A 13,645-nucleotide genomic window follows, 5' to 3' on the forward strand; every position below is an offset into this window, starting at 1 on the left:
GAGATAGTCCAAGATGACCAAGGTACGCCCACGCTCCCTGTTGCAAGTGGTATTGATGGGCTTCGTCCTGGTATTGATGCCGCTGGGCGGCATGATCTGGCACGACAGCCAGGCTCTCGAACACCTCAGCCAGTTGACCAGCGACGAGCTGGAACGTGCGGTGCGCGATACCCGACGGGCGACACTGTTCACCACTCAAGCCATTGATCTGGAGCGTACTCTTCGTCGTTATGCCGTACTGGGAGATGAGCGCATCCTGGCCAGTTATCAGCAGCAGCTGGCGAGCTATCGCAGCCTGCTCGCCGCCCATCAAAGTTCGATCCCGGATGCCGAGGTCTACACGGGGCTCGAACAGGCGCTGACCTGGCTCGACAGCATGCAGGATCTGACCCGCGCCAAGGCTGAGTCGACCAGTCCGAAGTTTGATGAATTTAATCAATTTAATCAGCAACTTGAAATAATTACCCGCAGCCAGGTTGATGAGCATGTGAGCCGGGTGCGAGCCACTATCGCCGACCTGATGACGGAGATCTGGTGGGTCAGCGGCTTCGTGGCCGTGCTCAGCCTGTTGCTGGTATTGCTGTTTACCTATCTGATCATCCACCCGGTACGTCAGATTGAGTCGCGGATCTTGAGCCTGGGTGCCGGTGTGGAACCGGACAAGCGCCCGGTGGACGGGCCGGCTGAACTGGTATTGCTGGGGGAGCGGATCGGCTGGCTGCACGACAAATTGAAGGAGTTGGAGCAGCAGAAATACCAGTTCCTGCGCCACGTTTCTCACGAGTTGAAGACCCCGCTGGCGGTGTTGCGGGAGGGGGCGGATCTGCTCTCAGAGCAGCTTGTGGGGCCCTTGACCCCGGATCAGCAGGAGATCTGCCAGATGCTGGAGGAGAACAGCCGCAGGTTGCAGACCCTGATCGAACGCCTGCTCGACTTCAACCGCCTCAGCCAACAGGAGGTGTTCAACTTGACCCCGGTGGCGTTGGCGCCCCTGCTGTCTGAATTATCTGCCGAGTACCGGCTGGCGCTGGAATCCAAACAAATCAGTGTACACTTGCCGACCGATCCAATCATGCTGCAGGCCGAGTCGTATCGCTTGCGGTTGATCCTCGACAATCTGTTTTCCAACGCGGTCAGTTATGGCGCCAAGGGTGGCCAGATCTGGATCCGTGCCGGGCAGGATGTCGATGGCGGCTGGCTGGAGGTGGCTAACGAGGGGCCCTCCATTCCGGTGGCCGAGCGGGAACGGATCTTCGAGCCGTTCGAACAGGGCAGCCTAGTGCGACAAGGTTTGTTGAACGGCTCCGGTATGGGGCTCTCTATCGCTCGCGAGTCGGCGATGAGTCTTGGCGGCGAGCTGGTATTGGTTGAAGATGAACAGGCGGATGTCTGTTTCCGGTTGACGTTGAAGTGAAGCCTAAGATGAAACAATGTGTTGTTCCGGTATTGATGATGGGGCTGCTCACAGGCTGCTCCCTGTTGCCAGCGCGTGAACCGGTGGTGTCGTCGGATCTCGCCCTCGCCAAGCGGATGGAGTTTGCCAACAAGGAGATGCAGGTGCGCCTGCAGTACTCGGACTGGTTGCTGGCCAGCCATGCCCTGCAGCGGGTGCAGGAGCGCCAGCGCCTCAAGGGGGCGACCGATATCGAGAGCCGGGTCAGTCTGGCCATGGTCAATACCCATCCGTCCGAGTCGGTGGCAAATCGCCGGGCCGGACTGGACAAACTCAAAAGCCTGCTGCCCGAGCTGGGGCTGGATGCCCAGGCCTTCCTGCGCAGCTGGATTGCCCTCGGTGAGGAGCTGCTGGCCCGTGATAGCCGACGCGACGATCAGAGTCAGGAGGTGCAGCGTCTGCATCGCCAGATCGAACAGCTCTCCGCCATCGATGAACAGCTCAATCAGCGCAAGCTGAACGGCAATGGCGAGGCGCTAAAATGAGTCGCATCCTGCTGGTCGACGACGATGTCAGCCTGCTCAAACTGATGAGCATGCGCCTGCGCAGCCAAGGCTACGTGGTGGATACCGCCGACAGCGCCGAAGGGGCGCTGGACAGACTGCGCCAGCAGCGGGCCGATCTGGTGCTGAGCGATCTGCGTATGACGGGCATGGACGGACTGGCGCTGTTCGAGCGCATCCAGTCCCAGTGGCTGGGGCTGCCGGTCATCATAATGACAGCCCACGGTACGATACCCGATGCCATTCAGGCCACCCGTTCCGGGGTGTTCAGCTTTCTCACCAAGCCCATCGACAAGGATGAGCTGTTTGCCACCATAGAGCATGCGCTGAGCCTGACTCGCCCAAAGCAGCGGCAGGATTGGCAATCGCTGATCCTGACCCGCAACCCACAGATGGAGCAGCTGCTGATCCAGGCCAACAGCATAGCCGGCATGGACGTGCCCGTGCTGATCATGGGGCCGTCCGGTTCCGGTAAAGGGGTGATGACCCAGGCACTGCATCAGGCCAGCAGTCGCTGTGACAAGCCGTTGCACGCCATCAACTGCGCCGCCTTGCCGTGTAATGCATTGGATCTGCAGCTGTTTGGCGAGGACGGTCAGTCCGGCCTGTTCGAGCAGGCCAAGGGGGCGACCCTGTTTCTCGACGAGATAGGAGGTCTGTCGGAGTCATTGCAGGCCAAGTTGCTGCAGGTGCTGCAGGAGTACGGTCAGGGTATCCCCGAGGTGCGGGTCATCAGCTCCAGTCATCAGGATCTGGTGGCGGCGATGGAGGAGGGGCGCTTTCGGGAGGATCTCTTCTACCGCCTCAACGTGGCGAACATCACATTGCCGCCCCTCAGTGCCCGCAGTGAAGATATTCCGCTGCTGGCCAGACAGGCGCTGGACGAATATCGCAGCCGTCACGGCGACTGCGCGGCCCTCGGTTTCTCGCCGGAGGCGCTGGCCCTGCTGGCCGCGGCGGGTTGGCCCGGCAACGTGCGCCAGCTCTACAGCGTGGTGGAACAGCTGGCCAGCCTCTGCTGCAGTCCTGTGATCGGCGCCGCCATGGTGGAGTCTGCCCTGAGCGGCGGCAGCGGCGGCATCCCCTCGTTCAACGAGGCGCGTGCCGAGTTCGAGAAGGAGTATCTGATCCGCCTGCTGCGTACCACTGAGGGCAATGTGACCCTGGCGGCCAACATGGCGGGAAGAAACCGTACCGATTTTTACAAATTATTGAATCGGCACGGTATAGAAGCAGCAAATTTCAAGTCGAAGGGATAAGCCGGGCAGGAGAGGCCTGTGTGTCAGCGACGGATTATCCGCTGGTGAGCGTCATTCAGGCGGGATCGACCACGGCGGTAGCGGCTTGGGCTTTCTGGGTTTTATGGGAGAGCCAGAGGCCGCTCGCCTTCATCAGGTAACCGAACAGCGCGCCAATCACCAAGGAAGGCAGTATCAGTCGCCACTCTCCCGCCGCCCCGAAGGTGGCGCAGCAACCGGCGAAGGTGCCGGGAATATAGCCGAGCCACTGCTGCTTGGCTTGCACGCACATCAGGGTCGCGACCACCCCCGTCATCATGTAACCCGCCACACCGGCCCCCCACCAGGTATCCCCGTGGATCAGCAGCAGGGCCCACAGCATACCGCTCACATTGCACAGCATGGTTTGCAGCAGCGCCTTGTAGCCGCCGCTGGAGGCGAAGTAGCTGGTACAGCCGAGGAAGCCGACCCAGGAGATGAGCCCGAGGGCGACGGCGATCCAGCCCCAGATGGCGGAGAGGATCCCGGTCGTGATAGCGATGGCGATCAATGGGCTCATGGTGTGACTCTTCAAGAAGTGACGTCTGGAAAAAGGGGGAGCCTACCCCTCGCAGGGTGGGCGGCAAGCAGGGGCGAAATTGTGTGTGATCTTCATCACTTATTTCAACTCAGGAATACGCTTGCGCTCGCGAAAAAAATTCATTGGTGGCGTCTTTGACCCTGCACCATAGTTAGAGGCCCTGTCCTGCTCATGGAGTGAGTCTGATGGTGCCAAATGTGATCGTTCCTCTGCTGGTGTTCGTACTGCTGTTCCTTGTCGGAACCATGGCCAAGGCCCTGCCCCTGTACCAACTCATGTAAATGTGTGTGAAATAAAACTCGGCCGGGGCGGGTCTTATGGTTATCACCCTCATAGCCCCGGGAGTTTTTCCATGTTGATCAAGTGTCGCTCTTCCCATCATCCCACCGAGCAGGATGTCACCCCGGAAGCCGTCTATCAGGATCGCCGCCTCATCCTGAAAGGACTCGGGCTGGGGGCCGCAACCCTGGCGTTTCCCACTCAGGCGGGCGTGCTCGATCTCTTCTCCGCCGACAAACCGACCCTTGACGCCACGACCAGGCCACTCAACATCCATGCCGCCACCCGGCCCGAGGGCGTGATCATCACCCCGGAGGAGAAGGCCACCACCCACAACAACTTCTATGAGCTGGGCACCGACAAGGGGGATCCGGCCCGTAATGCCCATTACCTCAAACCCGAACCCTGGCAGTTGCGGGTGGAGGGGGAGGTGGCCAAGCCGTTTACTCTGGACGTGTGGGATCTCATCAACAAGAGCACCCTCGAGGAGCGCATCTACCGGCTGCGCTGCGTGGAGGCTTGGTCCATGGTGCTGCCCTGGAGCGGCATCTCGCTGGCGGAGCTCATTCGCCGTGCCGAGCCCAACAGTCGCGCCAAGTTCGTGGCCTTCGAGACCCTCTATGACCCCGAGCAGCTGCCGGGACAGGCGTCCCGTTCCCTCGGTGGCGGCATCGATTATCCCTACGTGGAGGGGCTGCGCATCGACGAGGCGATGAACCCGCTCTCCTTCCTGGCGATGGGGCTCTACGGCAAGACATTACCCGCCCAGAACGGCGCACCCATCCGGCTGGTGGTGCCCTGGAAGTACGGCTTCAAGAGCATCAAGAGCATAGTTTCCATCCGGTTGGTGGAAGAGAGACCACCGACCACCTGGAATCTGCTGGCGTCGAACGAATATGGCTTCTACGCCAACGTCAATCCACAAGTGGATCACCCGCGCTGGAGCCAGGCCAGTGAACGCTTCATCGGCGAGGGCGGCATCTTCGGCGCCAAGCGTCAGCCGACCCTGATGTTCAACGGCTATGCCGACGAGGTGGCCTCGCTCTATCAGGGGATGGATCTGAGAAAATGGTACTGAGATTGACGTCGATGCACATCAAGAGCCTGCGTGCCCTGGTACATCTGGGCTGCCTCGGCTTTCTGCTCTGGCTGGGATACGCCCTGCCAGCCGGATTACTGGGGGGAGACCCGGTGCAGGGGCTGACCCACTATCTCGGCAAGGGGGCGCTGAATCTGCTGCTGCTCACCCTGCTGGTGTCGCCGCTGGCCAAACGCTGGCTGCAGGGGCAGCTCATCAAGCTGCGCCGCCCCCTCGGACTCTGGTGTGCGGCTTGGGCCGTGTTGCACTTTATGGTCTGGCTGGGGCTGGATCTGCAGTTCGACTGGGGCTTGATGGGTGGTGAGCTGGTGAAGCGCAGCTACATACTGGTGGGGGCGCTGGCGCTCTTGCTGCTGGTGGCCTTGAGCATTACCTCGATCCCGGCCCTGCTGCGGGCCATGGGGCCGGCCTGGCAGAAGCTGCACAACTGGATCTATGCCGTGGCCCTGCTGGTGCCTGTGCACTACTGGTGGTCGGTGAAGAGTGGCTGGCAGGAGCCGCTCATCTATTTGCTGCTGGCCTGTGTCCTGCTGTGGCCACGGCGGGACAAGTTGCTGCGCTCCTGGCGTCAGCGGCAGAAACTGAAAGAGGCGTGACTCGTTGCGCGCTCATCCAACGCGCAGCGCACATAGCAAAAGAGGCCTAGTCGGCCTCTTTTTTGGTGATGTCGCCCGTGTAGACATCGACCAGCAGCTGCACTCGCCGCTCTTGGGCATCCAGGGTTTCTACCTCGAATTTATCCCCTTCCAGCTCAACTTCCCGAATGTCGTGGTACCCTTGGGCCAACAGCAACTTGACCAGCGCCGGTATGTCTATACGCGCTTGGGCCGCCCAGCCAAGGGTGGAAAAGAGGCAAAGGATCAGCAGAACACTGCGTGGGATCATATTCATTCCGGATTCATGGCTGGCAGACTATAAACAGCATTATGTTAGGTTTTTGGAGATGAATCATCCATGAATAGAGCCCTGTCTCTGCTTGGGTTGCTGCTACCTGTGATGGCGCAGGCGACCACGCCGAACGAGGCCTTGCTGCAACAAGCGGTCAGCGAGGGTCGGATCAGGCCTTTTCATGAGGTGATGGACGTGGCCTCTCGCCTGCCGGTGCGCGTGCTGCGCGTCGACTTGGGGGAAGAGGATGGCATCTGGTTGTATGAGCTCAAGCTCATCGACAGCGAGAACAGCGTCATCAAGGTGGGCTATCGCGCCGACAACCTGGAGATGGTGTGGCTCAAGGGCCATCATCTTGAGCGGCTGTTCGAGCCCCGCCCTCCACAAGAAAAAGAGTGACCTCTGCTGGGCGCTCGGGCAGACATGGTTGCCCGACCCCTCTCCGCTGACGCAAGTGTAACCCTGCTTTGGATACCCATTTATGCGCATTCTGATAGTTGAAGATGAGAAGACTCTGGCAGGCCAGCTGGCGGAACAGCTGCGTCTGTCCGGTTTCGTGACCGACCTTTGTCATGATGGCAACGAGGCCGGCTTTCTCGGCGAGAGCGAGCCCTATGATGCCATTATTCTGGATCTCGGCCTGCCGGGTCGCGATGGCCTGAGCGTGCTGAAGGAGTGGCGCAGCAAGGGGATCGATACCCCTGTGCTGGTACTGACCGCACGCGGCCAGTTGCACGAGAAGATTGAAGGGCTCAATGCCGGCGCTGACGACTACCTCACCAAGCCGTTCCAGGTGGCTGAGCTGGTCGCCAGGGTGCAGGCGCTGGTCCGGCGGGCGGCGGGTAATGCCAGTTCAATCCTGGAGATAGGCGGAGTGCGGCTCGACATGGCGGCGTCTCAGGTATGGTACGAAGGTACCCCCATCAAGCTCACCGCCCACGAATTTCGGGTGCTGGGCTACCTGATGCAGCACAGGGGCAAGGTGGTGTCGCGTAGCGAGCTGATCGACCACATCTATGCCCAGGATTTTGACCGCGACTCCAATACCGTCGAAGTCTTCATCGGCCGGATCCGCAAGAAGACCCACTCAGATCTTATTGAGACTGTGCGTGGTCTCGGATACCGGATCAACGAATGAGTCAGGCCTTGATGCAGCCACGGCAAGGGCTCGCGCAATGAGGCTGATACGTACCCTGCGTGGGCGGCTGGTGGTCATCGCCATGGTCTGGTGCGGCCTCCTCCTGTTCGCCACAGGTTTCAGCCTGCAGACCATGATGCGTAACTACTGGCAGGAGGCGGAAGCCGACTTCCTGCGCCTGCAGCTCTATGATCTGCTCTCCCGGCTCGAGATCCAGCCAGACGGCCTGCCCATCGTCACCGAGCCCATGGCGGATCCCCGTTTTCGCCAACCTTACTCCGGCTACTACTGGCAGCTGGAGCTGGGGGGGGAGGTCGTCAACCGTTCTCGCTCGCTGTGGGATGTGCACCTTGACGTGCACGGCCTGAGATCGGCGTTTGGTGATCCCGATCTCTTCGTCGGCAGGGGGCCCAACAAGGAGCCGCTGCTGATCATGACCCGTGCCGTGTTGCTGCCGAGCTCGGATCGGGAGTTTACCCTGGTGATGGCCAAGGACAGCAGTGCCCTGACCCAGACCTTGAAGAAGACCCGGATCAGCCTGTTCTTTGGCCTCGGTTTTGCCGCTACCGGTCTGGTACTGGGCTTCATATTCCAGATCGTCTATGGTCTGCGCCCGCTGCATCTGCTGCGCCGCGAGCTGGGACGGGTGCATCAGGGTCATCAGGAGGGATTTCGGCTGCGTTATCCACTGGAGATCCAACCGCTGGTGGAGGACATCAACCGCCTGCTGCACCACTACGGTGAACTGCTGCAACGGGCCCGTTTCCATACCGGCAATCTGGCCCACGCCCTCAAGACGCCGCTCAGCATAATGCGCAATCAGGTGGCCCAGTTGTCACCCGAGGATCAGGCCGCCATCGGCGAACAGCTCGACCAGATCCAGCGCCACATCGACTACCACCTCGGCAAGGCTCGGGTGACGGGCGCCGCCAAGATCCTCGGGGTCTCGACTCCGGTGCGGGCGCGGGTGGAGTACATCTGCCGCGCCTTCTCCCGTCTCTATCCGGGCAAGGCGGTGGATCTGCAGGTGCCAGCCAATCTGGCTGTCGGGGTGGAGGAGCAGGACTTCGACGAGATGGTGGGCAACTTGCTGGAGAACGCCTTCAAGTGGTCGGCCGGTCAGCTGCGTATCTCCAGCGCCGAGCTGGGGGGCTGGATCACGCTGCGCATCGAGGATGACGGTCCCGGCATGAGCGAGGATCAGATCGCCAAGGCGGTGCTGCGCGGGGTACGGCTCGACGAGAAGGTGCCAGGCTCGGGGCTTGGTCTCAACATAGTCTCCGATCTGGCCGAGGCCTATAGAGGTAATCTCATCATGGGCCGGGCAGAATTGGGTGGCCTGGCGGCGTCTCTGTCACTGCCCAAGGTGGCAAGGGTAGAGAGCTAGGTATCCAGCCTCGTTATGGGGCAGATGGCATTGGGTTAGCCCGCGCCCCGTCACCGCTCAAGGTGGCAAGGGGAGCGAGCCAAGCATAAGATAAGACACTGGTTAAAGCCTGAGGAAGGGTAGCAATGACAGATGATCCATGGGCACTATGTCATCTTGATGACTCGTTCGATTCCTCTGTACTGGGGATCAAGGGGGCTCAGCTCCAGTGGTTCGAAGACAGAGAGAGCCTGATCGCATTCCTGCTGGAAGATTTCATCGATCTGTTGGCCGATGTGGGTGAGCTGGACGAAGACGAAATCGCCAGCGCCCGCGAGCGCTTCACCCTGCTGGTGGAGCAGATCAGCGACGATCGTGCGTTGGTGGATGCGCTCAACGATCTCGCCTCCGGTCTGCGCCGGATCGCCTGGCTGGGGCCCCTCTCCGAGCTGGCCGAAGTCAGCGATGACTTCGCCGCCGGCCTGCGTCGCTATTTCTGGACCCAGTACGACGGCGACGAAGATGACCCGGATGCCTGGGTACCGGAAGAGCTCTGGCCCCAGCTGGTGGAGTGTGCGGAAGAGTACATGCAGGAAGGCGACTTCTGAGTCTCCACTGCTACAGCATATTGACAGCAACAAAAACGGCGCCTTATGGCGCCGTTTTTGTTGGTCGAGTGTGGACTCAGCCGTTGGCCGGGACCGTGTGGGCGGTGTTGGCCAGCACGGAGCCAGAGTCCTTCGGGGCGGGAATCAGGGTCAGCTTCATCATCTGGCCCGCATGCGCATCCTGAAGAGTCGTTGCATCCTTGACCCCGAGTCATGGTGCTGAACGATAGCGTGGTCACGATCATCGAACCCGCAGGTAGCCAGGCTTGGGCTTTGCAAAAGGCTCGGTATATACTGTTCACATATACAGTATTCAGGTGTGTTTGCCATGCGACTCTTTATCGCCGAGAAGCCCAGTCTGGGCCGCGCCATTGCCGATGTGTTACCAAAGCCCCACAAGAAGGGTGAGGGCTTCATCGAGACTGCCCAGGGGGATGTGGTGACCTGGTGCATCGGTCACCTGCTGGAGCAGGCCGAACCCGACGCCTACGACGCTGCCTTCAAGCAGTGGCGCATGGAGCAGCTGCCCATTATTCCCGCCCAGTGGCAACTGGTCGCCAAGCCCAAGACCAAAACCCAGCTCAGCGTCATCAAGCGGCTGATCAAGCAGGCCGACTGTGTGGTGAATGCCGGCGATCCGGACAGGGAAGGGCAACTGCTGGTGGACGAGGTGATCGACTTTCTCGGCTACCCCAAGACCAGGCCGGTACAGCGTTGCCTCATCAGTGACCTCAATCCGCCAGCGGTGCGCCGCGCCCTCGACAAGCTGCGGGACAACAAGGAGTTCGTGCCGCTGGCGGTGTCGGCGCTGGCCCGCAGCCGTGCCGACTGGCTCTACGGCATCAACATGACCCGGGCCTACACCCTGCTTGGTCGTAAGGGCGGTTGCAGCGATCTGCTGTCGGTCGGTCGGGTGCAGACCCCTTTGCTGGGGCTGGTGGTACGGCGGGATCTGGAGATAGAGGCCTTCGTGCCCAAACCCTTCTACGAGGTGCTGGCCCATGTGATGACCGAAGGTAGCGAGCGCTTCAGCGCCAAGTGGCTGCCTTCCGAGGCTTGCCAACCCTGGCAGGATGAGGAGGGGCGGGTGCTCAACCGGGCATTGGCCGAGAAGGTCGTCAGTCGCATCAATGGCCAACCAGCATCGGTGGAAGAGGTCGAGGAGCAGGCTCGCAAGCAGGCGGCGCCGCTGCCCTACAACCTATCCAGCCTGCAGATCGATGCCGCCAAACGCTTTGGCATGGATGCCAAGCGGGTGCTGGATGTGTGTCAGGGACTCTACGAGCGCCACAAGCTCATCACCTACCCGAGATCCGACAGCCGTCATCTGCCGAGCGATCATTTCAACCGGGCGGCCCAGGTGCGGGATGCCATCGCCGCGACCGCGCCAGCGCTCGCCAGGGCGGTGAGCGAGGCGGACGGCAAGATCCGCAGCAAGGCGTGGAACGACAGTAAGGTGGATGCCCATCACGCCATCATCCCCACCGAGAAGCGCGGCAACGAGGCCAGCCTTAGCAGCGATGAGGCCAACATTTACGGTCTGGTGGCGCGCCAATACCTGCTGCAGTTCTATCCGCCGTTCGAGTACAACGACAGCAAGGTGCTGCTTCGTATCGCCGGCGGCCTGTTCCAGGCCAAGGCGCGGCGGATCCTCAAGGCGGGCTGGAAGGCCCTGCTGGGGGTGGAAGAGGATGACGAAGAGGAGGCGGGCACCCTGCCTGCCCTGCAGCGGGGTGACGAGTTGCAGTGCGAGCGCAGCGAGCTGCTGGAGAAGATGACCCAGGCGCCCAAGTCGTTCACCGATGCCACCCTGCTGGCCGCTATGACCGGCATAGCCCGCTACGTGCAGGACCCCGAGATCCGCAAGACGTTGCGCGAAACCGACGGGCTCGGCACAGAGGCGACCCGGGCCGGCATCATAGACCTGCTGTTCAAGCGCCGTTTTCTGGTGCGCCAAGGCAAGAGCATCAAGGGCACCCCCACCGGACGGGCGCTGATCCTGGCGTTGCCCGCTACCGCCACCACACCTGACATGACGGCCCTGTGGGAGCAGCGCCTGGGTCAGATTGCCGAGCGGCACGCCAGCTACCAGCAGTTTATGGGGCCGCTTACCGAGCAGCTCAACGGCCTGATCGAGGGGGCGCGGCAGGACTCTGGCGCCAGTTTCAGTGCCCTGCCCAAGGCTGCGCCGGGGGCCAGCAAGCCGCGTTTCGCCCGCCGCAAGAGCGGTGCGGGGGCGGTTGGCACTGCTCGCAAGAGTGCGGGCAAGCGGCCGGCCAAGGCCAAGGTGGCCTGAGCCGTTGAACAGGGTGCCGATACCGAGAAAGAGAAAGGGGCCGTGATGGCCCCTTTCTCTTATGGATGTGGACTCAACCCGTATAGAGCCCCTCTTCCGGGTATTTGATGCGGGTCTCGACCGGGCGGGCCAGCATAAAGGCGAGGGTGAGGGGGCCAAGACGGCCGCAGATCATCACCAGCACCAGAATGAGCTTGCCAGGCTCGCTCAGGGAGGCCGTGATGCCGGTAGAGAGGCCGACAGTGGCAAACGCCGAGATGGTCTCGAACATGATTTTGTCGAACGGCAGATCCTCGGTCACCATCAGCAGGAACATCGCCAGCATCAACACCATGGTGCTGACGATGATGATGGCCAGCGAACGGGTGACGATCTGGGGCGACAGGGTACGGCCAAAGGCGGTGACATGGGGCCGCTTGGTCAGAAACGCCTTGGTCGCCAGCAGCACGACCGCGAAGGTGGTGACCTTGATACCACCACCGGTCGAGGTGGTGCCAGCACCGATAAACATCAACATCATCAGAAACAGCAGGGCTGCCGGGGTCATCAAGCCGATATTTATGGTATTGAAACCGGCAGTTCGGGCGCTGGCAGACTGAAAGAATGCCGCCAGCCACTGGTTGCCGAAGGAGGCTTTGCCGAGGGTGCCCGGGTTGTTGTGCTCCAACAGCCAGAACATCAGGGTACCGACCAGCAGCAGGGCCGGGGTCATGACCAGCATCAGCTTGCTGTGCAGCTTCAGCTTGCGCCAGCGGCGGTTGCGTACCAGATCGACGATAACGGTAAAACCTATGCCCCCCAGAATCAGCAAGAGCGCAATAGCCAGCGAGATCAGGGGATCATCCCGATAATCCATCAGGCCGTTGGAAAATAGCGAGAAGCCGGCGTTGTTGAAGGCCGAAACCGCGTGGAAGAAGCTGACATAGAGGCCGTGCTCCCAGCCCATCTCCGGCACCCAGCGGAACGCCATGAGGCCAGTGCCGATCAGCTGGGCGATGAAGGCGAACAGCACGATGCGCTTCACCAGCTGAATGATATTGACCGAGCCCTCCTGGCCCAGCGCCTCCTTGGCCAAGACCTGCTGGCGCAGACCGACACGCTGGCTGAACATGGCGATCAGCAGCAGGGTCATGGTCATCTGGCCCAGACCGCCAATTTCCATCAGTATCAGCAGGAAGATCTGCCCCTGCAGGGTGAAGGCGGTGCCGGTATCTACCACCCCGAGGCCGGTCACGCTGATGGCCGAGGTGGCGGTGAACAGGGCGTTGACGAAGGTGACCTCGCCTTTGTGGCTGGAAGGTTGCACCAGAAAGATGGCGCCAATCAGCAGGATGATCAGAAAGCTGCCGATGATCAGCCTTGCCTCGTTCCAGCGGGGGTCTCGCTCCCGATGGAGGGCGAAGGCGTAGCTGCTACGCCAACGTGTCATAAGGTTTCCAGCCAGTGGTCGATGGCATGCTTGTTGCCCGCCAGAATGAGGATGTCGCCCAGTTGCAGCTCCATCTTACCGGTCAGTACGTTGTGCAGCACTTCACCGCGTTTGATGGCTAGCAGTTGGAAATCGTTCTGCTGCAGCAGGTGCAGATCGCCCAGCACCTTGCCATTTTGCTGCAGCCCGATGACGAACTCGGTCAGTACCATGTTGTGACCCAGCTCCAGATAGTCGAACAGCCGGTTGTCCAGCATGCTCTGGGCGACCCGGCGGCCCATGTCCCATTCGGGGTTGATCACCTTGTCGGCACCGACTTTCTGCAGGATCTTTGCGTGGAACTTGTCGCGCGCCTTGACCCAGACCTTCTTCACCCCAGCCTCTTTCAATACGAGTGTGGTGAGGATGCTGGTCTCCAGGTTGTCACCGATGGCGACGAAGACGATGTCAAAGTTTGCCAGTCCCAGTTCGGCCACCGTGGCCTCGTCGGTCGCATCGGCGACGACGACATGGCTACACAGGGTGGCGATTTGGCGAGTCTTGTTCTCGTCTACATCAATCGCCAGTACCTCGGCATCCTGCCGTTGTAGTTCTTCGCACAGGGCGCTGCCAAACAGTCCCAGGCCGATGACGGCAAATTGGTTGTTCATGAGTACTTCCTCAAGAGTCGGATCCGCATACTCTACTCCAGCGGACCGAGTCCGAAAAGAGGGCCGGATTTTTCGTCCGGTGGGAATATAAGGTAGACTGCCCGCTTGCCATTGTCGG

Annotated in this window: 14 protein-coding genes; 10 read left to right on the forward strand and 4 right to left on the reverse strand. The window is 61.0% G+C overall.

The genetic code is table 11. From position 1 onward, the window contains the following. Window positions 1–13 precede the first annotated feature (13 nt). Genes GWQ22_RS02390 through GWQ22_RS02400 form a run of 3 tightly spaced genes read left to right on the forward strand, consistent with a single transcriptional unit; the run spans window position 14 to window position 3,215 of the window. Window positions 14–1,414 (forward strand): HAMP domain-containing sensor histidine kinase, encoded by a 1,401-nt coding sequence (locus GWQ22_RS02390; RefSeq protein WP_275929364.1) that lies wholly within the window; start codon window positions 14–16, stop codon window positions 1,412–1,414. An 8-nt stretch (window positions 1,415–1,422) separates the two neighbouring features. Further along, window positions 1,423–1,938, forward strand: coding sequence for a hypothetical protein (locus tag GWQ22_RS02395; RefSeq protein ID WP_275929365.1), 516 nt, complete (start codon window positions 1,423–1,425; stop codon window positions 1,936–1,938). Then, window positions 1,935–3,215: a sigma 54-interacting transcriptional regulator gene (locus GWQ22_RS02400; RefSeq protein ID WP_275929366.1), complete on the forward strand. Its 1,281-nt coding sequence runs from the start codon at window positions 1,935–1,937 to the stop codon at window positions 3,213–3,215. The genes GWQ22_RS02395 and GWQ22_RS02400 overlap by 4 nt, the downstream gene beginning before the upstream one ends. A 55-nt stretch (window positions 3,216–3,270) precedes the next feature. Here GWQ22_RS02400 and GWQ22_RS02405 read toward each other — a convergent pair whose 3' ends face one another. Next, window positions 3,271–3,753, reverse strand: coding sequence for a DUF1097 domain-containing protein (locus GWQ22_RS02405; RefSeq protein WP_275929367.1), 483 nt, complete (start codon window positions 3,751–3,753; stop codon window positions 3,271–3,273). Between the two features lie 373 nt (window positions 3,754–4,126). Here GWQ22_RS02405 and msrP point away from each other — a divergent pair, with 373 nt between their 5' ends. Beyond that, entirely contained in the window at window positions 4,127–5,131 is a 1,005-nt protein-coding gene (gene msrP, locus GWQ22_RS02410) for a protein-methionine-sulfoxide reductase catalytic subunit MsrP (RefSeq protein ID WP_275929368.1), read from the forward strand. Then, window positions 5,122–5,748 carry a protein-methionine-sulfoxide reductase heme-binding subunit MsrQ gene (gene msrQ, locus GWQ22_RS02415; RefSeq protein WP_275929369.1) on the forward strand — a complete coding sequence of 209 codons (627 nt, stop codon included), beginning with the start codon at window positions 5,122–5,124 and terminating at the stop codon, window positions 5,746–5,748. The genes msrP and msrQ overlap by 10 nt, the downstream gene beginning before the upstream one ends. A gap of 46 nt (window positions 5,749–5,794) precedes the next feature. Here msrQ and GWQ22_RS02420 read toward each other — a convergent pair whose 3' ends face one another. After that, window positions 5,795–6,043, reverse strand: a complete 249-nt coding sequence (locus GWQ22_RS02420; RefSeq protein ID WP_042035998.1) for a PepSY domain-containing protein — start codon at window positions 6,041–6,043, stop codon at window positions 5,795–5,797. A gap of 63 nt (window positions 6,044–6,106) precedes the next feature. Between GWQ22_RS02420 and GWQ22_RS02425 the strand changes: the two genes are divergently transcribed. The 5 genes from GWQ22_RS02425 to GWQ22_RS02445 all read left to right on the forward strand — a co-directional run bounded on the left by GWQ22_RS02425 (window position 6,107) and on the right by GWQ22_RS02445 (window position 11,448). Next, window positions 6,107–6,439, forward strand: coding sequence for a hypothetical protein (locus GWQ22_RS02425; RefSeq protein ID WP_042035999.1), 333 nt, complete (start codon window positions 6,107–6,109; stop codon window positions 6,437–6,439). A gap of 82 nt (window positions 6,440–6,521) precedes the next feature. Further along, window positions 6,522–7,178, forward strand: coding sequence for a response regulator transcription factor (locus GWQ22_RS02430; RefSeq protein WP_042036000.1), 657 nt, complete (start codon window positions 6,522–6,524; stop codon window positions 7,176–7,178). 37 nt (window positions 7,179–7,215) lie between these two features. After that, window positions 7,216–8,565 (forward strand): sensor histidine kinase, encoded by a 1,350-nt coding sequence (locus GWQ22_RS02435; protein WP_275929370.1) that lies wholly within the window; start codon window positions 7,216–7,218, stop codon window positions 8,563–8,565. Window positions 8,566–8,690: 125 nt separating this feature from the next. Next, on the forward strand, window positions 8,691–9,152 hold the full coding sequence (locus tag GWQ22_RS02440; protein ID WP_042036002.1) for a hypothetical protein: 462 nt from the start codon (window positions 8,691–8,693) through the stop codon (window positions 9,150–9,152). A 328-nt stretch (window positions 9,153–9,480) separates the two neighbouring features. Beyond that, on the forward strand, window positions 9,481–11,448 hold the full coding sequence (locus tag GWQ22_RS02445; RefSeq protein ID WP_275929371.1) for a DNA topoisomerase III: 1,968 nt from the start codon (window positions 9,481–9,483) through the stop codon (window positions 11,446–11,448). 73 nt (window positions 11,449–11,521) lie between these two features. Here GWQ22_RS02445 and GWQ22_RS02450 read toward each other — a convergent pair whose 3' ends face one another. Then, on the reverse strand, window positions 11,522–12,877 hold the full coding sequence (locus GWQ22_RS02450) for a TrkH family potassium uptake protein (RefSeq protein ID WP_275929372.1): 1,356 nt from the start codon (window positions 12,875–12,877) through the stop codon (window positions 11,522–11,524). Continuing rightward, complete coding sequence (locus GWQ22_RS02455; RefSeq protein WP_275929373.1) at window positions 12,874–13,527, reverse strand: TrkA family potassium uptake protein; 654 nt, start codon at window positions 13,525–13,527, stop codon at window positions 12,874–12,876. Before GWQ22_RS02455 ends, GWQ22_RS02450 begins: the two co-directional genes overlap by 4 nt. Window positions 13,528–13,645: the final 118 nt, after the last annotated feature.

This window comes from Aeromonas sp. 1HA1 (assembly GCF_029237385.1).
Classification (GTDB): Bacteria; Pseudomonadota; Gammaproteobacteria; order Enterobacterales; family Aeromonadaceae; genus Aeromonas; species Aeromonas popoffii.

What these genes read in the sequence shown, in the direction of transcription:
- GWQ22_RS02390 (WP_275929364.1), top strand. Translation starts at nt 14, where the DNA reads ATGACCAAGGTACGCCCACGCTCCCTGTTGCAAGTGGTATTGATGGGC.
- GWQ22_RS02440 (WP_042036002.1), top strand. Translation starts at nt 8,691, where the DNA reads ATGACAGATGATCCATGGGCACTATGTCATCTTGATGACTCGTTCGAT.
- msrQ (WP_275929369.1), top strand. Translation starts at nt 5,122, where the DNA reads ATGGTACTGAGATTGACGTCGATGCACATCAAGAGCCTGCGTGCCCTG.
- GWQ22_RS02455 (WP_275929373.1), bottom strand. Translation starts at nt 13,527, where the DNA reads ATGAACAACCAATTTGCCGTCATCGGCCTGGGACTGTTTGGCAGCGCC.
- GWQ22_RS02405 (WP_275929367.1), bottom strand. Translation starts at nt 3,753, where the DNA reads ATGAGCCCATTGATCGCCATCGCTATCACGACCGGGATCCTCTCCGCC.
- GWQ22_RS02395 (WP_275929365.1), top strand. Translation starts at nt 1,423, where the DNA reads ATGAAACAATGTGTTGTTCCGGTATTGATGATGGGGCTGCTCACAGGC.
- GWQ22_RS02425 (WP_042035999.1), top strand. Translation starts at nt 6,107, where the DNA reads ATGAATAGAGCCCTGTCTCTGCTTGGGTTGCTGCTACCTGTGATGGCG.
- GWQ22_RS02430 (WP_042036000.1), top strand. Translation starts at nt 6,522, where the DNA reads ATGCGCATTCTGATAGTTGAAGATGAGAAGACTCTGGCAGGCCAGCTG.
- GWQ22_RS02445 (WP_275929371.1), top strand. Translation starts at nt 9,481, where the DNA reads ATGCGACTCTTTATCGCCGAGAAGCCCAGTCTGGGCCGCGCCATTGCC.
- GWQ22_RS02420 (WP_042035998.1), bottom strand. Translation starts at nt 6,043, where the DNA reads ATGAATATGATCCCACGCAGTGTTCTGCTGATCCTTTGCCTCTTTTCC.
- msrP (WP_275929368.1), top strand. Translation starts at nt 4,127, where the DNA reads ATGTTGATCAAGTGTCGCTCTTCCCATCATCCCACCGAGCAGGATGTC.
- GWQ22_RS02435 (WP_275929370.1), top strand. Translation starts at nt 7,216, where the DNA reads ATGAGGCTGATACGTACCCTGCGTGGGCGGCTGGTGGTCATCGCCATG.
- GWQ22_RS02400 (WP_275929366.1), top strand. Translation starts at nt 1,935, where the DNA reads ATGAGTCGCATCCTGCTGGTCGACGACGATGTCAGCCTGCTCAAACTG.
- GWQ22_RS02450 (WP_275929372.1), bottom strand. Translation starts at nt 12,877, where the DNA reads ATGACACGTTGGCGTAGCAGCTACGCCTTCGCCCTCCATCGGGAGCGA.